Consider the following 21,811-nt stretch of genomic DNA (forward strand, 5'->3'; position numbering starts at 1 on the left):
CCCTCATTCATGCAACTTGTACAAATTATTCATGAATGGGCCGGGCTATGATATATTATTTTAATTTCTCAAGCTCATCTTCCATTATGTCCGTCACTTTTTTGAGAAAGTCGAATATCAGGTGCAGTTCTTCTTCTTTATATTGCCGGCAAAGGCTGATCGTGGACTGGGATAAGGAGCTGAACAATTGTTTCACGTTCGCTTTTCCGGCTGTCAGCGGCACAATGATCACCCGCCGTTTATCTTCGGGATCTTTTTTCCTCATGACATATCCCGCTTTTTCGAGCCGGTCAATGAGCGCCGTTACCGAACCTGTGCTGAGGCCGGTTTTTTTCCCAAGCTCGCCCGCGGTCATTGGGCCTGCTTCATTTAAAATATCAGCTGATTTCAAATCGGTCGGAAACAGACCGAGAGATTGAGCGGCCGCCTGATGAAACAGGATCGTCCTTGTGGCCATCTTCCGGAATAACTGTATCGCAGTTTCCTCCGTCTCGCTTCTGGTATTTCTTGTTGACAAGTGACAGGCCTCCCTATAAAATCAATTTATCTTGACGATCAAGATAATTTCCGGCAAATCTAATATGATCATAGCAAATTTGATGATCAAAAGTAAGTATAGGAGGAAAAAGCATGGAACAAACAGCCGCGAAGGACGCCTCGACGAAGTTTGTCGTCATCGGCCTTTTGCTGGGCATTTTAATGTCGGCTATGGACAATACAATCGTTGCTACCGCGATGGGAAATATCGTGGCGGACCTCGGAAGTTTCGATAAGTTCGCATGGGTGACAGCATCATACATGGTAGCCGTAATGGCCGGTATGCCGATTTACGGCAAACTGTCCGATATGTACGGGCGGAAACGTTTCTTTTTATTCGGTCTCATTCTTTTCTTAATCGGATCGGCATTATGCGGAATCGCCCAAACAATGGACCAGCTTATTATTTACCGCGTCATTCAGGGAATCGGCGGAGGCGCGCTGATGCCGATCGCTTTCACCATCATTTTTGATTTATTTCCACCTGAAAAACGCGGAAAAATGTCGGGGATGTTCGGCGCCGTTTTCGGCCTGTCCAGCGTTCTCGGACCGCTTTTAGGCGCACTCATTACCGACTCCATCAGCTGGCACTGGGTATTTTACATCAACGTGCCGATCGGCATCCTATCGTTATTTTTCATTCTTCGTTACTATAAAGAATCACTTGAGCACAAGAAACAGAAAATCGACTGGGCCGGCGCGATTACGCTGGTGGTTTCCATTGTCGGTCTGATGTTCGCTCTTGAGCTCGGCGGAAAAACGTATGATTGGGACTCCGTTCAGATCATCGGTCTGTTCGCTGTGTTCGCCGTGTTCTTTATCGCCTTTTTCATTGTAGAAAGAAAAGCGGAAGAACCGATTATTTCTTTTTGGATGTTTAAAAACCGTTTATTTGCCACGGCACAGATTCTGGCGTTCCTTTACGGAGCCACATTTGTGATTTTAGCGGTATTTATCCCAATTTTCGTTCAGGCTGTGTACGGCAGCACCGCGACGAGCGCGGGCTTTATTTTGACGCCGATGATGATCGGTTCTGTTATCGGAAGTATGATCGGCGGGATTTTCCAGACGAAAGTGCGGTTCCGTAATTTGATGCTGATCTCCGTGGTCGCTTTCTTTATCGGAATGCTGCTGCTTTCCAATATGACTCCGGATACGGCGCGCACGATGCTGACGGTATTCATGCTGATCTCTGGATTCGGCGTCGGCTTCAACTTCTCACTGCTGCCGGCAGCGTCCATGAACGATCTCGAGCCGCGCTACCGCGGAAGCGCCAACTCAACAAACTCGTTTTTGAGATCATTCGGCATGACACTCGGTGTGACGATTTTCGGAACCATCCAGACGAATGTGTTTACCAACAAGCTGACCGATTCATTCAGCGGCATGAAAGGAGCGGGCGGCGCGATGCAGAACATCGGAAATCCTCAGGACATTTTCCAGGCCGGCACGCGCGCTCATATTCCGCCGCACATTCTGGATCAAATTATTGACGCAATGTCGCAGAGCATCACGTATGTATTCACGCTTGCTCTGGCGCCGATCGTCATCGCGGCCATCACCATTTTGTTTATGGGAAAAGCGAGAGTGAAAACCTCTCAGGAAATGGTGAAAAAAGCGAATTAAAAAAAGCAGTACATGGTATTTGCCATGTACTGCTTTTTTGTTTACTCCGCGAAATGCGGAGCGAGAATGTCTTTCAGCACGTTTGCGCTATGGCTGAATTGAGCCTGTTCTGTTTCATTCAGCTCAAGTTCCGTCACACCGGCGATGCCGTTCCGATTGACGACGGCCGGAATGCCGATAAAGACGTCGTTTACACCGTATTGCCCGTCCAGATATGTGCTGACGGTTAAAATACTGTTTTCATTACGCAAAATCGCTTTTGTGATGCGGGCGAGGCTCATCGCCACTCCGTAATATGTCGCGCCTTTTTTCTCAATAATATGATAGGCGGCGTTTTTCACATCGTTAACGATCTGATCCAGCTCGTCCTGTTTGTAAGCTGCATTTTTCTCCAGCAATTGCTGCACCGGCACTCCGCCGATATTGGCGTGACTCCATACAGGAAGCTCGGTATCGCCGTGCTCGCCGATAATGTGGGCGTGTACGTTTTGCGGAGCGGCTCCGAAATATTCACTCAGCATATAACGGAATCTCGCAGAATCCAGTGTCGTGCCGCTGCCGATGACGCGTTCTTTCGGCAGACCGCTGAATTTCCATGTCGCATAAGTGAGAATGTCAACCGGATTTGTGGCAACGAGGAAGATGCCGTCAAATCCGCTTGCCATGACTTCACCGACAATGCCTTTGAAAATGGCGAGATTTTTTTCGACCAGCTCAAGTCTCGTTTCGCCCGGCTTTTGGTTGGCTCCGGCACAGATGCACACGATATCGGCATCCTTGCAATCTTCATACGTTCCATAAGACGTTTTCACCGGATGAGGCGCAAATGCCTTTCCGTGATTTAAATCCATGACATCTCCCATGGCTTTTTCTTTATTTAGATCAATGATCACAAGCTCATCTGTGATCCCTTGGTTAATTAACGCAAATGCATAACTGCTTCCAACAAAACCTGCTCCGATTAATGCTACTTTGTTCACTCGTTCGTTCATCATGTATGCTTATCCTCCAGTGTTTCGTGGTGTCTGTTTTTATTGTGAAGTATTTCACATTTATATTGTGCACTATTTCACAAACTTTTGCAAGAGAAAAGTTTTGTCTTGAAAACCCCCCAGATTTTTGACAGAATCCTAAAACGGTTGGGTTTTAGGATTCTGTCATCTTTTCAGCTTGATTAAAAATCATTGAGGCGGCGCTTAGTCAGGCATTCTGAGAAATCCTGATTTCTCTATTCTTTAATGCCGAAGATAGCCATTCAAACCAGAATTGTTATACAAACCATTCTTCACATAATCAAAGCCGGGCTGGTTCTGTCCGGGCACTTGGGAGCTGCCATTGTTAAAAATCACTTTGGCGTTGGCCGTATCCGCATTCTCAGGCAGCGTCAGCGTGTAAATTCCATCAGCATTCTTAGTCATGGCTTTCCCCGGCCACGATCCGGTTAATTCTATGGCCCTGCCTCCATCATGCTTATAGATATAAGCATTTACCTGGCCCCAATGGTCCGGATTCTGATAGCCAATGGTGTTGGCTTGAGACGGGTCTTTTTTGACAAACGTATATTCTTGGGTTCTCGCTGCACCCTCGCTGTTCGTTCCGGTTAACTTGATATCGTATGCCGTGCCGATTGGATCTCCTTTTCCGATCGTTAATCGGTCCCCGTCCTTAAACGCCGTCTGCTGCCCATTATTGATCTGATAAACGGCTTTTGTTGTTTTCGCATTTGCACGCAGGGTGACCGTCAGCTGATCGTTGAAAGAATGGACTGCCCCCGTTTGATAATTCTCGAGGAAGACATGAGGCGCATTTCCGATATCGTCAGGATAAAGAACAGCCGCGGATCTGGCATTGATCGTGCCTGTCAGTTTACCGTTCGTTACTTGAAATGAACCGGTGCCGGCTCTATTATCATACCTGCCGTCAGGTAATTTCGTTGAAGCATTGACGGCAACGGAAGACGATCCTGCATTTGCCAGCACAACGCCTTTTGAGCCGCGCTGATTCATAAAGATTTGATTGTTTCCATTCGGATTCGAGAGTTCCTCAGGCTGCCCGGCCATGACATTGTGAAATAGATTGACCGCAGTGATCGCCTGATCTTTAAATAAGGCGCTCCCGCGATCGCCTATTTGACTTTTTCCGGGAAATCTTACACCATTTCCTCCGCCCTCAGGTCTGGAAAAGAAAAGAGGTGTACTTCCTGAGCGGGAACCGATCACTGCCCAGCCTAAACGGATATCGTCATCGCTCATCCATGTTGACTCTTCCTCATCATTGGCATACGTATCATGGGATTCCACCCATGTGACCAATTTGTCCGCAGACACATCAGATGCATAATGGGAAATATTCGACACACTCAGATTGCGGTTCTTCAAGGCGGACCTGATGGAATGCCCATAATTTGAAGCGGTCACATTCATATAATTCGCATAAGCAGTATCTCTGGACGCGCTGTCTTGCAGGATTTCTCCGTATTGGAATTCCGCCGCTGTATTTGTGATATTCGGCCAAAATTGGCTGCCGTAATTCCCGTCATCCGGAAGCTCTATATGCTTGGCGGCATCATAGCGGAATCCGTCTGCTCCGTCATTCAATGCTCTTTCCAAGAAGCGTTTCAGATAGGTTTGCACCTCAGTATTTTGAGTATTCCAATCATACAGCCCCAGCAGTGAATTTTGGGTGACATCCCATCTGTCCGACCAATTTTTAATTTGTGTGTTTCCATGGGTCCAGTTTGGAATACGCTTAATCTCGTCAGAAATCGCGCCATAATCACTGGTCGTATGATTGATGACCGCATCGACAATGACTTTTACGCCATATTTTTCTGCGGCTGCGCACATGTCCTTAAATTCTTGTTCAGTTCCTAAGTAACGGTTGCCGATTTGGTACGATGTCGGCTGATACAGCCAGTACCAATTACTCATGCTTTTATCTCCTTGGTTCCCTTCCTTAACTTGGTTAATCGGAGACGTCTGAATGGCCGCATAGCCCGCATCACGAATATCTTTCATATTTTGTGTTAACGTATTGAACGACCAATTCCAGGCATGAAGGATGGTTCCGTTTTTGACTGAAGATGCGGTCACCTCATTTGATTTGTCTGCAGTTTCAGCGTTTGCAGTTGCAGGCCCTGACAAAACCAAATGAAACAGCAATAAAAATCCGGCGAATAACGGCAGTAAAGAGGTTTTGAATCGTTTTTCAAACATTTTTGACACTCCTTATTTGATTTTTTGAAGACTGACTGCGGAGTCAAAAATTCCTCTTACCCTTTCTTCAGCTTCCTCCTTTCGACTGTTGTGAAGACTGGAGAATTTTGTTAACGCTTTCATTTCAACTTATCACACTCCCACTATCAAAGCAACGTGGCAGAGTGAAATCAAATCTATATTCCTATCAGATCAACAAAAAAAGAAACCACCTATCAAGATGATTTCTTTTTCACTTCTTTTATCGCTCTTCTGTAAGACAGCTTCACAATGACATACCGAAGCAAAAACAGAACGCCTCCGCAGACGATAAAAAGAAAGATCATTTTCAGCCAAGCAAAGAATGTATGGGGCAGCCCCCTGTCGTACATCGTAAGCGCAGCTGCCGCAAAAGCGACCGCAATTGAATCGATCCGCTGCTGCTTCACTCGTTTTCGCAGTTCTTCCTTGGTATCTATTCTCGGCATGAGCATTCCCGACGCTCCTGCTCTGATACAATAATAAACAATTATAATGAAGAAAACCGCCAAGCTTCCGGCCCATTCCCTAAACGGACAGTTCAGGACAAGTCCGCGTACGATGATATCAAGCAAAGACAGTGTGCCCACAAGCATTCCGACTTCTGACCAAATCATTCGTTCTTTCTCTTTCACACTCTCACTCTTTCCATTCACGTTTGAAAGTCGGTTCCGATGCTGATTCATGACTTCCTCCCGTACTTTTAAGAATGGCTTACAACTCCCATTATATCTTGCCGATTCATAATGATAAACCGAAATATCATTGACAAAAACGTTTAATAAGGACCCCATTTGATCAAAACGCCTATGCAGATAAACACCAGTCCGATCACAAACCAGATCAGCGCCAGCGGAACCATAAAGCGAAGCCACTTTACGTACGGAATACCGCTTGCGGCCAGTACGGCCATCAGTACGCCCGATGTCGGATTGACACAGTTTACAACGCCTTCTCCGAGCATGACCGCTTCAACTGCCACCTGTCTCGTGATGCCCATCAGATCGGCAAGCGGAGCCAAAATCGGTATAAATACGACCGCCTCCCCCGATCCTGATGAAATCAGAAAATGAAGCAGAGCACTGGAAATATACATTCCGATTGCGCCTGCCATCGGGCTGAAACCGTGGAGCAGTGACGCAAGTCCATTAACTACCGTATCAAGCAGCTTTCCGTGTTCCAGGATAACGGAAATGCTTCTCGCCATTCCGACAATCAGCGCGCCGTAAACGAGACCCTGGCAGCCTGTGATAAACGTTTTTGCGATATCATTTGCCGCCATCCCCGCAATCAGTCCGGACACGATCGAGATAAAAATGAACACGGCGGCCATTTCTGAATCAGACCAGCCAAGGGTTAGCGCACCGTACAAAAAGCCGGCAAGCGACAAAGCCGCAACAGCCAGAATCAGCTTATGGCGGACAGTAAACGGGACATGCTTGTCCTCCTGATCAGAAACCTGCCGGATTGAGCCTGCCGCCGGAAACCAATCGTTCCCCAGCAGACTGGCGTCCTTTGCTTTTCTGAGTCTTCTCGTATACCGATAAATATATAAAATAGATGATAGCAGAAAACAAATGTAGACGGCAATCCGCAGGCCAATGCCGGAAAACATCGGCAGCTCCGCGATGCTTTGTGATAACCCGAGCGGTGAAGGTGATAGAATCGTCGCGTTAAACCCCGCATAACAGCCGATATAAATGACGGCTGCTCCGGCCACGGCATCCCATTTCAGCGAACGGGCGACGATCAGGCCGATCGGAATAAAACCGATTACGGAATTGACGACGATGCCGGTTGTGCCGAGAATCGAAAATAGAGATCCGACAATCGCAATAAACAGCAGCTGTTTTGTGCGGAACGTACTGATCACGTTATTAATCAATCCACTGATGGCGCCCGTTTTCTCTAAAATCGCAATGGTGCCGCCCGTAAACAGGATCAGAAAGATAATCGGTGCGGAACTTGTCATCCCTTCCTGAATCGCGGTAAAAAAGGCGATCGGGCTGACAGGGGACTGATCCAGAGAATGATAACTTCCAGGGACGGCAGATGTCACACTGCCCTTTGTCACCCTGTCGAATTCTCCAGCGGGAACGATGTACGACGCTATCGCGCAAAGTAAAGCGACAATGAACAGCAGCACATAAGCATCGGGCATGACAAACATTTTTTTCTTTTTCAATACAGGTTCGGTCTTCGGCACAGCCATAACATCACCATCCCGCTTTAAATTTATAAACTATTCAGAAAATACAGATATGTGCTATATTATATACAGACCGATTGCCTGTTTTCAATATCAAAAATAAAAAACAGACAGCTTTTGAAGGAGGACTTACGGCATGAACAGACTCACAGAGCATGACAAACAAGTCATTATGGATATTTTTAACCACCTGCACGCCCATCCCGAAGCAAGCTGGAAAGAATATCAAACGACTGAATATCTGGCTGAAAAACTGAAAGCGTCCGGCTGTCGGACCCGCACGTTTGATGATTGTACCGGAGTTGTCGGCGAAATCGGAGAAGGCTCCCCTGTTGTGGCTGTCCGGGCGGATATTGACGCGCTGTGGCAGGAAGTGGACGGTGTTTTTCAGGCGAACCATTCATGCGGACATGATTCACATATGACGATGGCGCTCGGCACGATGATGCTTTTAAAGAGTCAGCCGAAGCTTCCGAAGGGAACCATCCGCTTTATTTTTCAGCCGGCAGAAGAAAAAGGCGGCGGGGCGCTGAAAATGATTGAAAAAGGCGTGCTTGATGATGTTGACTACTTATACGGCGTGCACGTACGCCCCGTACAGGAAACGGCAAACGGCCGATGCGCCCCCTCCATTCTGCATGGCTCAAGCCAGCATATTGAAGGCCTGATTATCGGAGAAGAAGCCCACGGCGCGAGGCCGCATCTCGGGCTTAACAGTATTGAAATCGCCGCCCTTCTCGTGCAGAAACTCAGCTTCATTCATCTCGATCCCGGCATTCCGCATTCGGTGAAGATGACAAAGCTTCAGGCAGGCGGAGAGAGTTCCAATATCATTCCGGGAAAAGCCTCCTTCAGCCTTGATCTCCGTGCGCAAACCAATGCCGCCATGGAGAAATTAACCGCCGAAACCGAAAGAGCCTGCGAGGCGGCAGCTGCCGCATTCGGCGCAAAGATCGAACTGCAAAAAGAACACAGCCTCCCGGCAGCCGAGCGAAACAAAGAAGCGGAAGCCATCATGGCGTCTGCAATAAGCGGCATTCTCGGAGAAGAACATGTGGATGAGCCTCTCGTGACAACCGGAGGAGAGGATTTTCATTTCTACGGACTGAAGGTGCCGAACTTGAAAACGACGATGCTCGGCCTTGGATGCGGACTTCAGCCGGGGCTCCACCATCCTCATATGACATTTGACCGAAGCGCCATCTTTACAGGTGTTGAGATATTAACAGCCGCCGTCCTCGCATCGTTTGAAGCATAAAAAAAGCAGCCCGTCACAGGGCTGCTTTTCTTCGTTATTTCTTCAAATCTTCAATTGAATTGACGTTTTTCATATACTGAGGAACGACCAGACCCATCTTGACGCCTGTCAGACTCGTTCCCACATCTTCATATTTGCCTTTATATTTAGACGCATATGCTTTATGGGTGTTCGGAAGCCAAGCAGACAGTGACGCATCCGCGCTGCCTGTCGCAATCGCAGTCCACATCGGGCCTGCCTCCACTTGCGTCAGCTTCACGTCATAGCCGAGGTCTTGAAATACTTTTCCGATCACGTTCGTACTTGCGATTTCACTGTCCCACGCTACATAAGCCAGGTTGATTTTATCACCTTTTACTTTATGAGCGCCTTTTGTCCATTGAGCTACTTGATCTTTATGTTTTTTCACATATTCAGCAGCGGCTTTGGCCGGCTTTTCGCCTTCTTCAACGGCAATCATGACTTCTCCCATATCGTCCTGCGTCCAGTTGAACTGGCTGAGAACCTTGGCCGCGTTAGGCTGTTCCTTACTGAAGCCGGTTCTTGTAATCGTATGAATCTGCTCGGCAGTTCCGTACGTTTTTTTCGGATCATCAAGGAACTTCAGCTTATATCTGGAGAACATCCAGTGCGGCGTCCAGCCCGTTACGATGATCGGCTTTTTCCGGTCATATGATTTTTTCAATGTCGCCGTCATAGCGGCACTTGATGCTGTGACGACATTCCAGTCTTTCAATCCGTAATCCTTCACGGCCTCATCCGTCAGGGCCATGATTCCCGAGCCCGGATCAATACCGATAATGGTTTTGTTCACCTGATCCGCAGCCGTTGCCTGACCATCAGTCTGCGAACCGCAGGCAGCCAAAGAAAGAGCCAGCGCAGCGGTAACGCCGACACCGATGATTTTCTTAAGCATCAGGCATTCCCCCTGCTCTTTTTCTTCACTTTAATGTTTTGCGTGATACGGTCGAGTGTAATCGCTACGATGACGATCGCGATACCCGCTTCCACTCCGACACCGGTTTTCAATTGTGTCACGGCGCTGTATACTTCAGAACCGAGACCCGGCGCTCCGACCATGGCCGCGATAACGACCATTGACAAAGCAAGCATGATGCTTTGGTTAATACCGGCAAGAATGGTTTTTGTGGCAAGCGGAAGCTGAACCTTGAACAGACGCTGAGACGTCGTTGAACCGAACGCTTCAGTCGCTTCAATCAGATCAGCCGGAACTTGTTTAATACCGAGAACCGTCATGCGGATCGTCGGAGGCATCGCGAAAATAACAGATGCCACAACGCCTGGCACAACCCCGATATTAAAGAAGAAAATGGCAGGCAGCAGGTATACGAAAGCCGGCATGGTCTGCATTAAATCCAGAATCGGTGTGACAATGCGGCGGACCGTTTCTTTCTGAGACGCCCATATGCCGATCGGAACCCCGATAATAATGGAAATCAAAACAGATGTGACGACAAGCGCCAGCGTTTGCAGCATCGGCGACCAATAACCCAAATAATCAATAACAAGGAATCCGATTAACGTAAAGAGTGCAATTCCTCTCGTACTGATCCACCAAGCGAGAGCTGCAAAAATAACAGTCAATAAAATAGACGGGATGAAACCCAATCCGCTCACAATCGCGTTTACGAAAGCGGCCAAACCGTTTGAGATTCCGTCAAAGAAACCTCCGAACGTCATGGTAAGCCAGTCAACAAACCTGTCAACGATATCTGCTAACGGAATTCTAGGCAATCTGTCCATTTACTTCACCCCCTGAACAGAAGAATCCTGAGCTTGTTCAGCAGAATCTTCAACATTTATATAATCGTTATTGCCTGAAAGCGCGCCGATTAATGCGCCTTTTACGACAATGCCTTTCATGCGGTTCTTATCGTCCGTGACGGCAATCGGAATATTCGCATCAGACACGACATCGAAAATTTCCGTCAAGTAGGTGCTTTCGTGCACAGTCGTAAATTCAGTATTTAAAATATCCTGAAGCGATAAGTCGGATTCCACCGCTTTTTTCGCATCCGCCGCGTGAATGACGCCGAGAAGCTGTTTCTGTTTATCAACGGCGTAAATAGAAGAAATACCCAAGTTCTTCATCAGCTGCAGCGCTACACGAGGCCCTTTGTCAATCCGCACAGTTTCAGCGCGCTTCATGATATGGCCCGCTGTCAGAACTTTTGATAAATCAACATCTTCAACGAATTTTTCAACATATTCATTAGACGGGCTCATCAGAATTTCTTCAGGTGTCCCGATCTGAACGATGTTACCGTCTTTCATCAGCACGATTCTGTCGCCGATGCGCAATGCTTCATCAAGGTCATGCGTGATGAAGATGATCGTTTTGCCGACAGAGTCATGAAGGTCTAAAAGCTCATCCTGCATATCTTTACGGATCAGCGGATCAAGCGCACTGAAAGCTTCATCCATCAGAAGAATGTCAGGATCATTCGTTAATGCGCGGGCAAGGCCGACACGCTGCTGCATTCCTCCGCTAAGCTGATCGGGGAATTGATGTTCAAAGCCTTCAAGACCGACAAGCTTAAGCGAATCAAGCGCTTTTTGCTCACGCTCTTTTTTGTCAACGCCTTGGAGCTCCAAACCGTATTCTGTATTTTCAAGAATCGTTCTGTGCGGAAACAGCGCAAATTTTTGAAAGACCATGCTGATTTTTTTCCGGCGCACTTCCCGGAGCTGGTCTTTTGACATATTTGTTATCATGTCACCATCAATATAGATATTCCCGGCAGTCGGTTCAATAAGCCGGTTTAACAGCCGCACTAAAGTTGATTTACCGCTCCCCGATAGACCCATGATGACAAATATCTCCCCATCATAAACATCAAAGTTTGCTTGATTGACACCAACGGTTGATCCGGTAGCTTTCAGGATCTCTTTTTTGTTTTTTCCGCTGGACAGCATCTGAATGGCTTTTTTTGTCTGTTTTCCGAAAACTTTGGATACATTTTCGACTTTTATCTTAATTGGTTTCTCATCCGAATTCATATTTTCCCTCCATAATAAGCAATCCTTAATACCGTAACACGTTTGTAATAAGTCAAACAAACATCATAATCCCTGTTATTTTGTATCATTACTTTAAAAACATCCATGTGTCTGATTTTCCTCTGGTATGCTTCTAAATACTCTCTAATCCTCCTTAATGAGGATAAATTACAAAGGAAACCGGGCTTTTATCAGGCTTGAGAACGTTTCCATCGAATGTGCTGCAAAACTGATTTCCTATCCTTTTTTTACAATTACAAGAATTTCTTTGCGACATTGTCCTAGTTAAAGGAGTTTCCTCCTCCTAAAAATAAGGAATATTAAGGAAAAATATAGGTCTCCAAAAAAAGCACCCAAAAAGGGTGCTCATTCTGCAAGCTCTGTCTGTTTCGTTTCTTTACCGAGAATAAGAATGGTGATGACGGCAATCAGAATGGCCGCACAAAAGACGGCAAAAATAGCTGTAAACGAAACGTTCCGGGCTGCAAGCGATCCGACGAGAAGCGGGCCGAAAATACCGCCGATTCTGCCGACGGCCGCCGTTGTCCCGGAGCCGGTCGCACGGATCGCCGCAGGATACTGCTCCGGTGTATAGGCGTAAAGCACGCCCCACGCGCCGAGATTGAAGAAGGACAGCAGCATGCCGGCCGCCAATAACATACCCAATGAATCTGCGGCACCGAAGAAATAAGCGCTGCCCGCCGTTCCGAGCAAATAGATGACTAAGATGGTCTTCCGCCCCGCTTTTTCGATCAGCCACGCCGCTGAAAAATATCCGGGAAGCTGGGCAAGTGTCATCAGCAGCACGTATTCAAAGCTCTCAATCATGCTGAAGCCTTTCATCAGCATCACGCTCGGCAGCCACAAAAACATGCCGTAATAGGAAAAGACGACGCAGAACCAAACGACAGACAGCAGAACCGTCGGCCGGATATACGGTTTCACCCAGACACTTCCCGCCTGGCCGCGTATACTTTTTTTCTGCGATAAAGCCTGATGCGCCGGTGACTCCGGAAGGCTTCTCCGCAAATACAGCGCATAAAACGCTGCAAGCGCCGTTAAGAGCAGCGCGGCCTGCCACCCGAATGCCGGTATGACAAAGTAAGAAATAACCGCCGCAAGAAGCCAGCCCGCCGCCCAAAAGCTCTCAAGCAGCACGATGATCCTCCCCCGCTTTTCAGGGGCGGACGCTTCTGACACGAGCGTGGAGGCGACAGGAAGCTCCCCGCCAAGCCCCATTCCGATCAGAAAACGCAATATGAGAAAAACCGTCAATCCCGTTGCGAAAGCGGATATGCCGCTTCCGACAGAAAAGAGCAACAGCGTGATCATAAACACTTTTTTCCGGCCGATCCTGTCAGCCAGCATTCCGAATACAAAGGCGCCCGCTGCCATACCGATGGAATTGACGCTTCCGATCCATTTCATTTGATCAGGCGTTAAATTCCAATCAGCGTGAAGCGCGGCGATAATAAACGATAAAATTCCGACATCCATTGCATCAAACAGCCAGCCCATTCCGGCGATGGCCAGAAGTTTGCGCGGAGTAACGGCAGGTTGTTTGTTCATAAGCAGCACCTCAAATCGAAAATGATTACCGTATAAGTTTACATCTGTCTTTACACATTGTCATTATCTTTTTCACAAAAAAAATCCCGCTTGCCGTAAGCAAGCGGGGTGCAGATTAATTCTTTAAGACTGCGTTTTTAATATTATCCTGAAGCTGTTGAATCCGTTTCGCTCCGTCTTCTCTGATACGTCTGTTCTCTTCCTCGATCTGTTTTGTTTCCTGCATACCGCTGACAATCGTATTCCAAGACGTTTCGATCGTCTCAATGTCAATGCTCGGACGGCCTGCCATACGGGCGATCTCCACGCTTTGGTTTGAAATATTTTCAGCGTTGCGCTTCAGCATTTCATTCGTGCGGCGGTCCAATTCGCTCATTGAATCAGCCACAAGCTTTTGGCGTTTGACGGTGACAGCCTGAATGATGCCGTTTTTGAAAATCGGAATCGTAATGACGAATGCGGAATTGATTTTTCCGATGAGCTTCGTGTTCCCGCGCTGAAGGAGGCGGATCTGCGGTGCCGTTTGCAGCGCCACCATCCGCGCCATATCTAAATCATACACACGTTCCTCAAGCGCTTGAAGCCCGTCGCGCAGCGTATCGAGCTGCATTTGCGCAAGCTGGTTCCCGCCGGCCGCTTTTTCTTCATAAGAAGGGATGAGCGCCTGCATTTCCTCAAGCTTCATCTGCCCGGCAACGACATATTTTTCAAGCTCCATGTAGTAGTTAATGTTGTTTTCGTACATCTCTTCAAGTGTATGGTTCGTCTTTGCCATTTCATCTTTGTATTTCGAAATTTCAACATGGATTTTTTCAATTTCTCCGCCCAGGGTGCGGTACTTCTGAAAAATCTTTTCAATCATGCTGTTGCCGCGCTTGAACATTTTAGCGAGAAATCCTTTTGGTTCATCGAAATCATTCTTGTCAAAACGGTCCATGATTTTTCCGAGCTGCGTCAGCATTGTGCCTGAATCTGTGACACTTGTTGTTTTCATCATATTTAAGATGCGGTCGGAAAACTTCGAGATCTCAACTGCCGGTTCTTTTCCGTACTCCAGCAGCTCCATTTGGTTTTTCACGTCAATCTGCTGCGCAATGCGCTGCACCTCAGGGTCTTGGCGCAGCTGCACTCTGATGTCATCTGCTTTTTGTTCAGAAATCTCTTCATTTTTATCAAGAACAAGCGGATTTTGATTTTCTGTCATGTTTATTTACTCTCCCTGCTTTTGCGTAATGGTTCTAAACAGCTTTCTTACGAGTGACGGCTCTTTATATTCCTGCCGAAACACCATGTCCTCCAGCCAATGGACATCGAATTGGCTTTCTTCTATATAATGCTCGATGTCTTGATGCCCCGGCGGATTATACAAGATGATATCAACGCCGAATTTATTTAAAAACAAAAGAGCGGCTGCGTCCGAACGTGTGAGTTCGCCATTTTGTTCGGTATGATATAAAACGAGTTTCGGTACGGTTTGGGCGTAATCAAACGTCTGAATCAATTGCAGCAGCGAGGCGGGCAAGTTCGTCGCCTGGCGGAACAAATAAATTGCGGCATCCCTTGCCTGCTCCCCGGGCAAAGCCTTCAGCCCTGGGTTTCTGCACATGTCAGAAATCACATTGGCGATCGCGCTCTGCACGCCTGACGGGAGGTGCTTGTACTGCCAGATGTTGCTTCTTTGCAGCCTGTCCGCGTCAATCGCTCCTTCTTCGTTTAAAACCTGACTGTAGTGATACTGGTAGTTGGCTTTCAGCTCTTCCGTAAACGGAAAACTGCGGATCATGTGTGTCTCCTGATAGTCCGCGGCGGTATGGAGTCTGTTCCAATATTCCTTCGTATCTTTGGAAACCCCCATCACTTTCGCAAAAAGGTTCGGAACGGCCACCCGCTCCCTGTCCGCTTTAAATTGCGGCCGGATAAACGCCCGCTCCTTCGCAATGAGAAATAACTCATCATACGTCGTTTTTAAGGTCACGGACTGCGGGGTGTGCTCCCTGAACTGCCAAGGCTTATACATCATGGATTCCTCATGGTTCAGCACATGCTCAATTTCTTTCTTTGACCGGTAGGCCGTCGTGGACGTTCTGTCCGGCTTTTCTTTCGGAAAAGGCTTAAGGCCGCCTGTTGCGGGGAGCTTTATCACAAGACTGAGCTCCTCATCCGGATCAATCATGCTGAACGGATCTTCCGCTGACGGATGAAACAATAAGACATCACAGCCGATCAGCATGAGATAATAGAGAAAATAAAGCTGGCTTTTGGTCGCGTCTCCATACCACACCACCTTCGGCATCTCACGCTCTATATCGGCTTGTTCGAGCCATGGATTCAGGTGGTTCAGCGAGAACTTTGACACATCTAAGAGCACCCGTCTGAAGTCGGGATGATTCAGCCCGTTTTCATGCCGGCCTGCAAAGGTTTCCAAAAGCGTCATAAACGCGGTTCTCAGCCGGCGGTGCATAAGCGGATCGGCATGTTTGGCAAGCAGCCTGCCCCCGTCGAGAAACGCGACAAATCTGGAAACAGAAAGGCCTTTTTCCTTTTGATTGACCGAATGAATGTGCTGCAGCGCCTGAAACGTTTCCGGCGCGATGGTCTTATCCAGTGTCTCGCTCAACACATGAATGTTTTCATGAGAAGACAGCTCGAAAAGCTTATTATAGTACTCCGTCTCATCATAAGGAGTGCCCAGAATCCGGACGGCTAGACGGGTAAACGCCAGCCCGTTTTCCCGCTCGTAACCGGGGCGTTCCGGAAGCGGCTGCATCAGAAACGTTTCCCAGTCATCGTTTTCCGGCTCGGCTTTTCGGATCACCAATTCTTCCTGCCTCATGATCTTCCTCCTTTCTCTTCATGATAATCGGTACAAAAAAGGAAGGAAATAAACTCTCCCTCCTTTTTTGGTTTTATTCTTCTTTAGATGCAGCCGTCTGCTCCTGAACCTGCTTTTGTTTGTTGAAATAGTGGATGATAAACGTCACCACAAACGCAGCGATGATGATTCCGAAGAACACCACGTGCGGCATTTCATAATCAAAAGCGCTCGCCGCCATTTTCACGGCGATAATCCCGATCAGCACGAAAGCCGTGTTTTCAAGCTCAGGGATTTTATCAATTAAAACAAGGAATACTTTTGCGACTGTACGCATCATGAGAATACCGAGCATACCGCCGATCAAGAGCACCCACACTTTTTCCGATACCGCAAACGCGGCCAGAATGCTGTCAACAGAGAAGGCCAAATCCATTAACTCAACTGAAACGACAGTTGCCCAGAAAATTCCGAACGTACGGACCATCCATGAATTTTTCTTCATGCCTTCCGTATCGTCATCACCTTCTCCGATCCAGAAATGCTTAATGACGAGCCAAGCCAGGTACAGCGCGCCAAGCACTTTGATCCACCAGAACTTAATAAGCAGCATTCCGATTCCGATAAAGATAAAACGGAAAATATATGCCCCGAACAATCCGTACGTTAATGCTTTCTTCCGCTGTTTTTCAGGAAGATGCCTTACCATAACCGCAAGCACTAACGCATTGTCGGCCGACAGCAGCCCCTCCAGCAGAACCAGAGAACCGATCAGCCCCCATGATACAGGGTCAGTCAGCACCTCACCCCACATTTTCCAATCAAAAAAGGAAGCGTAGGTCGACATAATATGATGTAGAAAATCCAAGTTTTTTCCTCCTATTTAGTAAAACGGTAATTTCCTGCTTACACCTGCAAGCCGTAATTCCGGCAAAGTGATGCCAGACCGCCGGAAAATCCGCTGCCGATGGCGTTAAATTTCCACTCAGCCCCATGGCGGTAAAGCTCACAAACGACAACCGCCGTTTCAATCGAGAAGTCTTCCCCTAAATCGAAACGAAGCAGTTCATTCTGGGTGTTTTCATCGACGACGCGCACGAACGCGTTGGAAACTTGTCCGAAATTTTGGCCGCGCGCTTCCGCATCATGAATCGTGACGGTAATACCGATCTTTTCAATATTTGCGGGTATTTTTGAGAAGTCGACGATAATTTGTTCATCGTCTCCCTCACCCTCGCCCGTCCGGTTGTCTCCCGTATGGATGACGCCGCCGCTCGGGTGTTCCAGGTTATTGTAGAAAACAAAATCAAGATCATTTACACAGTTGTCATGGGCATCGACCAGAAAAGCCGACGCGTCAAGGTCAAAGTCATGCCCTCCGGAGTACTTGTTCGTATCCCAGCCTAAGCCGATCACCGCTTTTGTAAGGCCGGGGTTCGTTTTTGTCAGATCAACACGCTGTCCTTTCGCTAATTGAATAGCCATGTGCCGTCTCTCCCTTCTGTGTTTGATATGGTTCAGCCGATTTGCAGACCGTAATCTGTCGCAATACGGGCCAGTCCGCCTTGGTAGCCTGAGCCGATCGCGGAAAATTTCCATTCGCCGTTATGTCTGTAAAGCTCCCCTGCGATAATGGCTGTTTCAATTGAGAAATCTTCAGCCAGATCGTAGCGGATCAGCTCTTCATTTGTTTCTTCATTGACAATGCGCACGAACGCGTTGGAAACTTGTCCGAAGTTTTGGCCGCGCGCTTCCGCTTCATGAATCGTGATGACGAATGAAATTTTGTCAATAGCGGCAGGCACTGCGCTCAGGTTGACTCTTACGCTTTCATCATCGCCCTCTCCCTGGCCTGTCAGGTTGTCGCCTGAATGTGCGACAGAGCCATTTCCGCCTTCAAGCTGATTATAGAAAATGAAATCATCGGGCGATGCGCATTTTCCTGCTTCATTTAATAGAAAGACGCTGGAATCTAAATCAAAATCATGTCCGCCGTCGTATTTGTTTGTATCCCAGCCAAGGCCGACAACGACTTTAGACAGCCCCGGATTTGTTTTAGTCAAATCTACTTTTTGTCCTTTTGCCAATGAAATTGCCATGTGTGCACTCTCCTTTTTTTCGTTTAGGCGTATCGGTTAACGATATCGCCGATTTTCGTATCGTTTGTGCCTTCACCTATCGCAGCGAATTTCCACTCGCCGTCCTCGCGGTAGATTTCAGCCGCGATCAGGCTCGTTCTGCCTGAATAGTTATCTCTTAAATTGTAAGTCACCAGTTCTTCGCGGTTAGCCTGATCAACGACGCGGATGAACGCGTTTTGAATCATGCCGAAGTCCTGTTTTCGTCTGACGCAGTCGTAAATATTGACGACAAACACAAGTTTATTAATCTGAGCGGGGACTTTCGCCAAATCGATGAGAATTTGTTCATCATCGCCGTCGCCTTCTCCCGTCAGGTTGTCACCCGTGTGTACGACACCGCCGCATCGGCTTTTCAGATTGCCGAAATAGATGACGTTTTTACTGTCTGTCATTTTATCATTTTCAAGCATCAGTACGGAAGCGTCACAGTCGATATTGGCACCGCCTCCGCCGAACAGTTTTCCGAAAAAGCCTCCGGATGATACAGGGTCCCAGCCGAGTCCGACCAGCAGTTTTGACAGGCCGGCTTTTCCTTTTGTTAAATCAATCCGCTGGCCTTTTTGTAAAGAGATCGCCATATGATTCACTCCTATTCTGTAAGGGTGCCGCTAAGCACGCCGCAAGTGCGCATTTTCACAAAATGTCGGGACATGAATCCCGGTATTTATTAAGATATACGTCTTTTATTATATCAAAGTTTCATAAAACATAAGAATTTTTGACGAAAAACGGCGAAAAATCACTTCCTATATTCTCCTTCGTTCCGGAGAGAATAGAAAAAACAAAGAAATTGACGGGGACTGAACATTTTTCCTATCCTTGTATCAAAACATGTCAGGAAAGGGGCAGACGAGTGATTGATTTAAGCATACTTGATCAGGCGCCAGTATCCAAAGGAAACGGTCCGCACGAGACGCTCCGCCATTCCGCGGAGCTCGCCCGCCTCAGCGAAGGTTGGGGCTATAAGCGGTACTGGTTTGCCGAGCATCACGGCACAAGAGGGCTCGCAAGCGTTTCGCCGGAAATTATGATCGCTCATACCGCCGCAGCCACAACGACTATCCGGGTCGGCTCAGGCGGCGTTCTGCTGCCGCAGTACAGCCCCTATAAAGTCGCGGAAACATTCCGCCAGCTTGAGGCGCTCCATCCGAACCGGATTGATCTGGGGGTCGGACGCTCACCGGGCGGCACGACGAAAATCCGGCTTGCCCTCACAGACGGGGTAAAGAAAAGCATGACCGAGTTCAACAGGCAGCTTCAGGATTTGTCATCCTTTTTGACAGATTCGGTTCCCTCGGACCATGATTATGCCGGAATAAAAACAGCGCCTTTGATTGAAACAGCCCCGCAGCTTTGGGTGCTCGGCCTCGGGGAAAACAGCGCCAGGCGAGCCGCTCTTCAGGGTGCGGGCTATGTCTTCGGCCATTTCATTAATCCGGAACGCGGGGAAAAAGCTTTTCAGATCTATCGGGACCATTTCCGGGCCTCCGCCCATTTCTCCGCTCCCGCCTCGCTCTGTGCCATTTTCGTCATATGCGCGGCTACGGATGAGAAAGCGGAAGAACTCGCGTTAAGCCAGGATTTATGGCTGCTTCGTGTCGGCAAGGTGCCGACAGCCGCGTGCCGAGTGTGGAAGAAGCGAAGGCTTACCCGTATTCGCCGGAGGACCGTAAGCAGATTGAAGAAAACAGGAAGCGGATGGTGATCGGCTCTCCCGCCGCAGTCAAACGCCGTCTGCTTGAACTTTCCGAACGTTATCAGACAAAAGAGATGATGGTGCTGTGCAACGTCTTTGATTTCGAAGCAAAAAAAGAGTCATATGAACGTCTCGCTGATTTATTTCTGTAAAAAAAGCCGTCAAACGGAGCAGCAGATGAGCCTGCTGCACCGCTTAACGGCGGTTTTTTCGTTCTTTTCCTTTTTTAAACGCATTCCAAATCCCCTGCAGCGTAAAGCCGAGCAGAAGCAGAATGATTAACAGTAAAGTGATTGACGGCCCCGGAGGCGTTCCGAGCTGGTATGAAGACGTCAGCCCCGTGAACACACTGAACAGAGAAATGGCAATGGCTGCCGTAAACACCCATTTAAATCCTTTGGCGATACGGATCGCAAAAGCCGCGGGCAATACGAGGAGCGCGGAAACAAGCAGCACGCCGATAATCGGAATAATGACCGAAATCGCAAGCCCCGTCACGATGCTGAAAGACATTGACAGAAGATTGGTGTTAATGCCGGATGTCTTCGCCGTTGCTTCATCAAAGGTAAGCAGATAGAGCGGTCTGTTTAAAATAATGAAATAAAGCAGGATCAGCAGGGTAATTCCGCCGATAATATAGACTTGCTGCTGGCTGACCGTCACAAGCGATCCAAATAAATATTGATCGATGCTCATCGACGCGCCGCCTTTTGACAGGCTGATCAGAAACATCGCAAACGACAGCCCGGCCGCCATTAAGATTGCGATGGACACCTCAGAATATGTACGGTATGCCCGCCGCATATATTCGATGCCGATGGCCCCGATCGTGACGACCACGATGCTCGCCGCCGTAATATTGGTACTGAGAAAAAAACCGATGGCGACGCCCGACAATGAAATATGAGACAGCGTATCCGCCATCAGCGCCTGTCTTCTCAGCACGAGGTATACGCCCAATATCGGCGCCATAATTCCGATCATGCTTCCCGCTAGAAAAGCTCGTCGCATGAATTCCAAGTCAAACATTTCCATCCGCCTTTTTCCCCCTCTCAAGCCGTATGACTTTATCCAAATACTGCTGTACTTCGTTTTGTTCGTGTGTCACCATGACGACGGTGCGGTTGTGATTTTTCACCTGATGGTGCATAAATTCATAGAAGCCCTGTCTGCTTTCATAATCAACCGCTGTTGTCGGCTCATCAAGCATCAGCAGATCCGGATTGCTCGCAAGCATTCTCGCAATGCAGATTTTCTGTTTCTGTCCGCCGGATAAGTCGCCGATTTTCCGGTTGCGGAAATCCCACATTTCTACCATCTTCAGCGCGTTTTCTACTTCGTGGTGATCCGTTTCGTTCAATCGTTTAAACCATTTCCCCTTCGTATAACGGCCGGATTGCACAAGCTCAAGGACCGTGCTCGGGAACCCTGCGTTAAATGAAGAAATCTGCTGCGGAACATAGCCGATTGTCAGGCGTTTTCCGGCTGCGTTTTTTTTACTGATCTCGGCCGTTCCTTCCCAAGGTCTGAGCATGCCGAGCATGACTTTCATGAGCGTCGATTTTGACGCGCCGTTCGGCCCTGTAATGCCGACGAATTCGCCGCTTTTGATTTCTAGCGACACGCCGTCAAGCACCGGTGTATGCGAATAACCAAAAACGATATCTTTTAATGTAACGAGATTCATGCTGACCTTCCTTTCCCGCATA

Annotated in this window: 17 protein-coding genes and 3 pseudogenes; 3 read left to right on the plus strand and 17 right to left on the minus strand. The window is 48.1% G+C overall.

Going from position 1 to position 21,811, the window contains the following annotated elements:
- Window positions 1–55: 55 nt before the first annotated feature.
- Window positions 56–517, minus strand: a complete 462-nt coding sequence (locus ACXN9U_RS12955; protein WP_016936822.1) for a MarR family transcriptional regulator — start codon at window positions 515–517, stop codon at window positions 56–58.
- 113 nt (window positions 518–630) lie between these two features.
- Here ACXN9U_RS12955 and ACXN9U_RS12960 point away from each other — a divergent pair, with 113 nt between their 5' ends.
- Entirely contained in the window at window positions 631–2,163 is a 1,533-nt protein-coding gene (locus ACXN9U_RS12960; RefSeq protein ID WP_060963653.1) for an MDR family MFS transporter, read from the plus strand.
- Window positions 2,164–2,204: 41 nt separating this feature from the next.
- Here ACXN9U_RS12960 and ACXN9U_RS12965 read toward each other — a convergent pair whose 3' ends face one another.
- From ACXN9U_RS12965 to ACXN9U_RS12980, 4 genes and pseudogenes are all read right to left on the minus strand, one after another.
- On the minus strand, window positions 2,205–3,158 hold the full coding sequence (locus tag ACXN9U_RS12965; RefSeq protein ID WP_060963654.1) for an L-lactate dehydrogenase: 954 nt from the start codon (window positions 3,156–3,158) through the stop codon (window positions 2,205–2,207).
- 240 nt (window positions 3,159–3,398) lie between these two features.
- Window positions 3,399–5,378 carry an alpha-amylase gene (amyE, locus tag ACXN9U_RS12970; protein WP_489201754.1) on the minus strand — a complete coding sequence of 660 codons (1,980 nt, stop codon included), beginning with the start codon at window positions 5,376–5,378 and terminating at the stop codon, window positions 3,399–3,401.
- A 218-nt stretch (window positions 5,379–5,596) separates the two neighbouring features.
- Window positions 5,597–6,082, minus strand: a pseudogene (locus ACXN9U_RS12975) (DUF6773 family protein); the annotation flags it as partial.
- Between the two features lie 92 nt (window positions 6,083–6,174).
- Entirely contained in the window at window positions 6,175–7,608 is a 1,434-nt protein-coding gene (locus ACXN9U_RS12980; protein ID WP_060963657.1) for a YfcC family protein, read from the minus strand.
- Window positions 7,609–7,741: 133 nt separating this feature from the next.
- Between ACXN9U_RS12980 and ACXN9U_RS12985 the strand changes: the two genes are divergently transcribed.
- Window positions 7,742–8,863, plus strand: coding sequence for a M20 peptidase aminoacylase family protein (locus tag ACXN9U_RS12985; protein ID WP_489201755.1), 1,122 nt, complete (start codon window positions 7,742–7,744; stop codon window positions 8,861–8,863).
- A 34-nt stretch (window positions 8,864–8,897) separates the two neighbouring features.
- On the opposite strand, the gene ACXN9U_RS12990 is transcribed toward ACXN9U_RS12985, so the two are convergent.
- The 10 genes from ACXN9U_RS12990 to ACXN9U_RS13035 form a co-directional block, all read right to left on the minus strand.
- On the minus strand, window positions 8,898–9,779 hold the full coding sequence (locus tag ACXN9U_RS12990) for a glycine betaine ABC transporter substrate-binding protein (RefSeq protein WP_099744967.1): 882 nt from the start codon (window positions 9,777–9,779) through the stop codon (window positions 8,898–8,900).
- Window positions 9,779–10,627 carry a glycine/proline betaine ABC transporter permease subunit OpuAB gene (opuAB, locus tag ACXN9U_RS12995; protein WP_003156639.1) on the minus strand — a complete coding sequence of 283 codons (849 nt, stop codon included), beginning with the start codon at window positions 10,625–10,627 and terminating at the stop codon, window positions 9,779–9,781. Before opuAB ends, ACXN9U_RS12990 begins: the two co-directional genes overlap by 1 nt.
- A complete protein-coding gene (gene opuAA / locus ACXN9U_RS13000; protein ID WP_060963659.1) occupies window positions 10,628–11,884 on the minus strand; it encodes a glycine/proline betaine ABC transporter ATP-binding protein OpuAA in 1,257 nt (418 codons plus the stop codon). It lies immediately after the preceding gene.
- Window positions 11,885–12,250: 366 nt separating this feature from the next.
- A complete protein-coding gene (locus tag ACXN9U_RS13005) occupies window positions 12,251–13,453 on the minus strand; it encodes an MFS transporter (protein WP_489201756.1) in 1,203 nt (400 codons plus the stop codon).
- Window positions 13,454–13,568: 115 nt separating this feature from the next.
- Window positions 13,569–14,657 (minus strand): toxic anion resistance protein, encoded by a 1,089-nt coding sequence (locus tag ACXN9U_RS13010; protein WP_064777966.1) that lies wholly within the window; start codon window positions 14,655–14,657, stop codon window positions 13,569–13,571.
- A gap of 6 nt (window positions 14,658–14,663) precedes the next feature.
- Entirely contained in the window at window positions 14,664–16,286 is a 1,623-nt protein-coding gene (locus ACXN9U_RS13015; RefSeq protein WP_489201757.1) for a YceG family protein, read from the minus strand.
- Window positions 16,287–16,359: 73 nt separating this feature from the next.
- Window positions 16,360–17,133: a TerC family protein gene (locus tag ACXN9U_RS13020; protein WP_003156644.1), complete on the minus strand. Its 774-nt coding sequence runs from the start codon at window positions 17,131–17,133 to the stop codon at window positions 16,360–16,362.
- A 38-nt stretch (window positions 17,134–17,171) separates the two neighbouring features.
- Complete coding sequence (locus ACXN9U_RS13025; protein ID WP_038456899.1) at window positions 17,172–17,750, minus strand: TerD family protein; 579 nt, start codon at window positions 17,748–17,750, stop codon at window positions 17,172–17,174.
- Between the two features lie 32 nt (window positions 17,751–17,782).
- Window positions 17,783–18,364 carry a TerD family protein gene (locus tag ACXN9U_RS13030; RefSeq protein WP_007409047.1) on the minus strand — a complete coding sequence of 194 codons (582 nt, stop codon included), beginning with the start codon at window positions 18,362–18,364 and terminating at the stop codon, window positions 17,783–17,785.
- A gap of 23 nt (window positions 18,365–18,387) precedes the next feature.
- Window positions 18,388–18,984 carry a TerD family protein gene (locus ACXN9U_RS13035; RefSeq protein ID WP_011996286.1) on the minus strand — a complete coding sequence of 199 codons (597 nt, stop codon included), beginning with the start codon at window positions 18,982–18,984 and terminating at the stop codon, window positions 18,388–18,390.
- Window positions 18,985–19,259: 275 nt separating this feature from the next.
- Here ACXN9U_RS13035 and ACXN9U_RS13040 point away from each other — a divergent pair.
- A pseudogene (locus tag ACXN9U_RS13040) lies at window positions 19,260–20,254 on the plus strand (LLM class flavin-dependent oxidoreductase).
- A gap of 43 nt (window positions 20,255–20,297) precedes the next feature.
- On the opposite strand, the gene ACXN9U_RS13045 reads toward ACXN9U_RS13040, so the two are convergent.
- Together ACXN9U_RS13045 and ACXN9U_RS13050 are read right to left on the minus strand one after the other, a co-directional pair.
- Entirely contained in the window at window positions 20,298–21,137 is an 840-nt protein-coding gene (locus ACXN9U_RS13045) for a metal ABC transporter permease (RefSeq protein WP_016936837.1), read from the minus strand.
- A pseudogene (locus ACXN9U_RS13050) lies at window positions 21,095–21,789 on the minus strand (metal ABC transporter ATP-binding protein). The gene ACXN9U_RS13045 and the pseudogene ACXN9U_RS13050 overlap by 43 nt, the downstream one beginning before the upstream one ends.
- Between the last annotated feature and the right edge of the window lie 22 nt (window positions 21,790–21,811).

This window comes from Bacillus sp. BACIII (assembly GCF_057836745.1).

Bases quoted from the DNA above. Each gene is read 5' to 3' on its own strand.
- opuAB (WP_003156639.1), bottom strand. From the start codon at position 10,627: ATGGACAGATTGCCTAGAATTCCGTTAGCAGATATCGTTGACAGGTTT.
- ACXN9U_RS12985 (WP_489201755.1), top strand. From the start codon at position 7,742: ATGAACAGACTCACAGAGCATGACAAACAAGTCATTATGGATATTTTT.
- ACXN9U_RS13005 (WP_489201756.1), bottom strand. From the start codon at position 13,453: ATGAACAAACAACCTGCCGTTACTCCGCGCAAACTTCTGGCCATCGCC.
- ACXN9U_RS13025 (WP_038456899.1), bottom strand. From the start codon at position 17,750: ATGGCTATTCAATTAGCGAAAGGACAGCGTGTTGATCTGACAAAAACG.
- ACXN9U_RS12960 (WP_060963653.1), top strand. From the start codon at position 631: ATGGAACAAACAGCCGCGAAGGACGCCTCGACGAAGTTTGTCGTCATC.
- ACXN9U_RS12990 (WP_099744967.1), bottom strand. From the start codon at position 9,779: ATGCTTAAGAAAATCATCGGTGTCGGCGTTACCGCTGCGCTGGCTCTT.
- opuAA (WP_060963659.1), bottom strand. From the start codon at position 11,884: ATGAATTCGGATGAGAAACCAATTAAGATAAAAGTCGAAAATGTATCC.
- ACXN9U_RS13010 (WP_064777966.1), bottom strand. From the start codon at position 14,657: ATGACAGAAAATCAAAATCCGCTTGTTCTTGATAAAAATGAAGAGATT.
- ACXN9U_RS13045 (WP_016936837.1), bottom strand. From the start codon at position 21,137: ATGGAAATGTTTGACTTGGAATTCATGCGACGAGCTTTTCTAGCGGGA.
- ACXN9U_RS13030 (WP_007409047.1), bottom strand. From the start codon at position 18,364: ATGGCAATTTCATTGGCAAAAGGACAAAAAGTAGATTTGACTAAAACA.
- ACXN9U_RS13015 (WP_489201757.1), bottom strand. From the start codon at position 16,286: ATGAGGCAGGAAGAATTGGTGATCCGAAAAGCCGAGCCGGAAAACGAT.
- ACXN9U_RS12980 (WP_060963657.1), bottom strand. From the start codon at position 7,608: ATGGCTGTGCCGAAGACCGAACCTGTATTGAAAAAGAAAAAAATGTTT.
- ACXN9U_RS12965 (WP_060963654.1), bottom strand. From the start codon at position 3,158: ATGATGAACGAACGAGTGAACAAAGTAGCATTAATCGGAGCAGGTTTT.
- ACXN9U_RS13035 (WP_011996286.1), bottom strand. From the start codon at position 18,984: ATGGCGATCTCTTTACAAAAAGGCCAGCGGATTGATTTAACAAAAGGA.
- amyE (WP_489201754.1), bottom strand. From the start codon at position 5,378: ATGTTTGAAAAACGATTCAAAACCTCTTTACTGCCGTTATTCGCCGGA.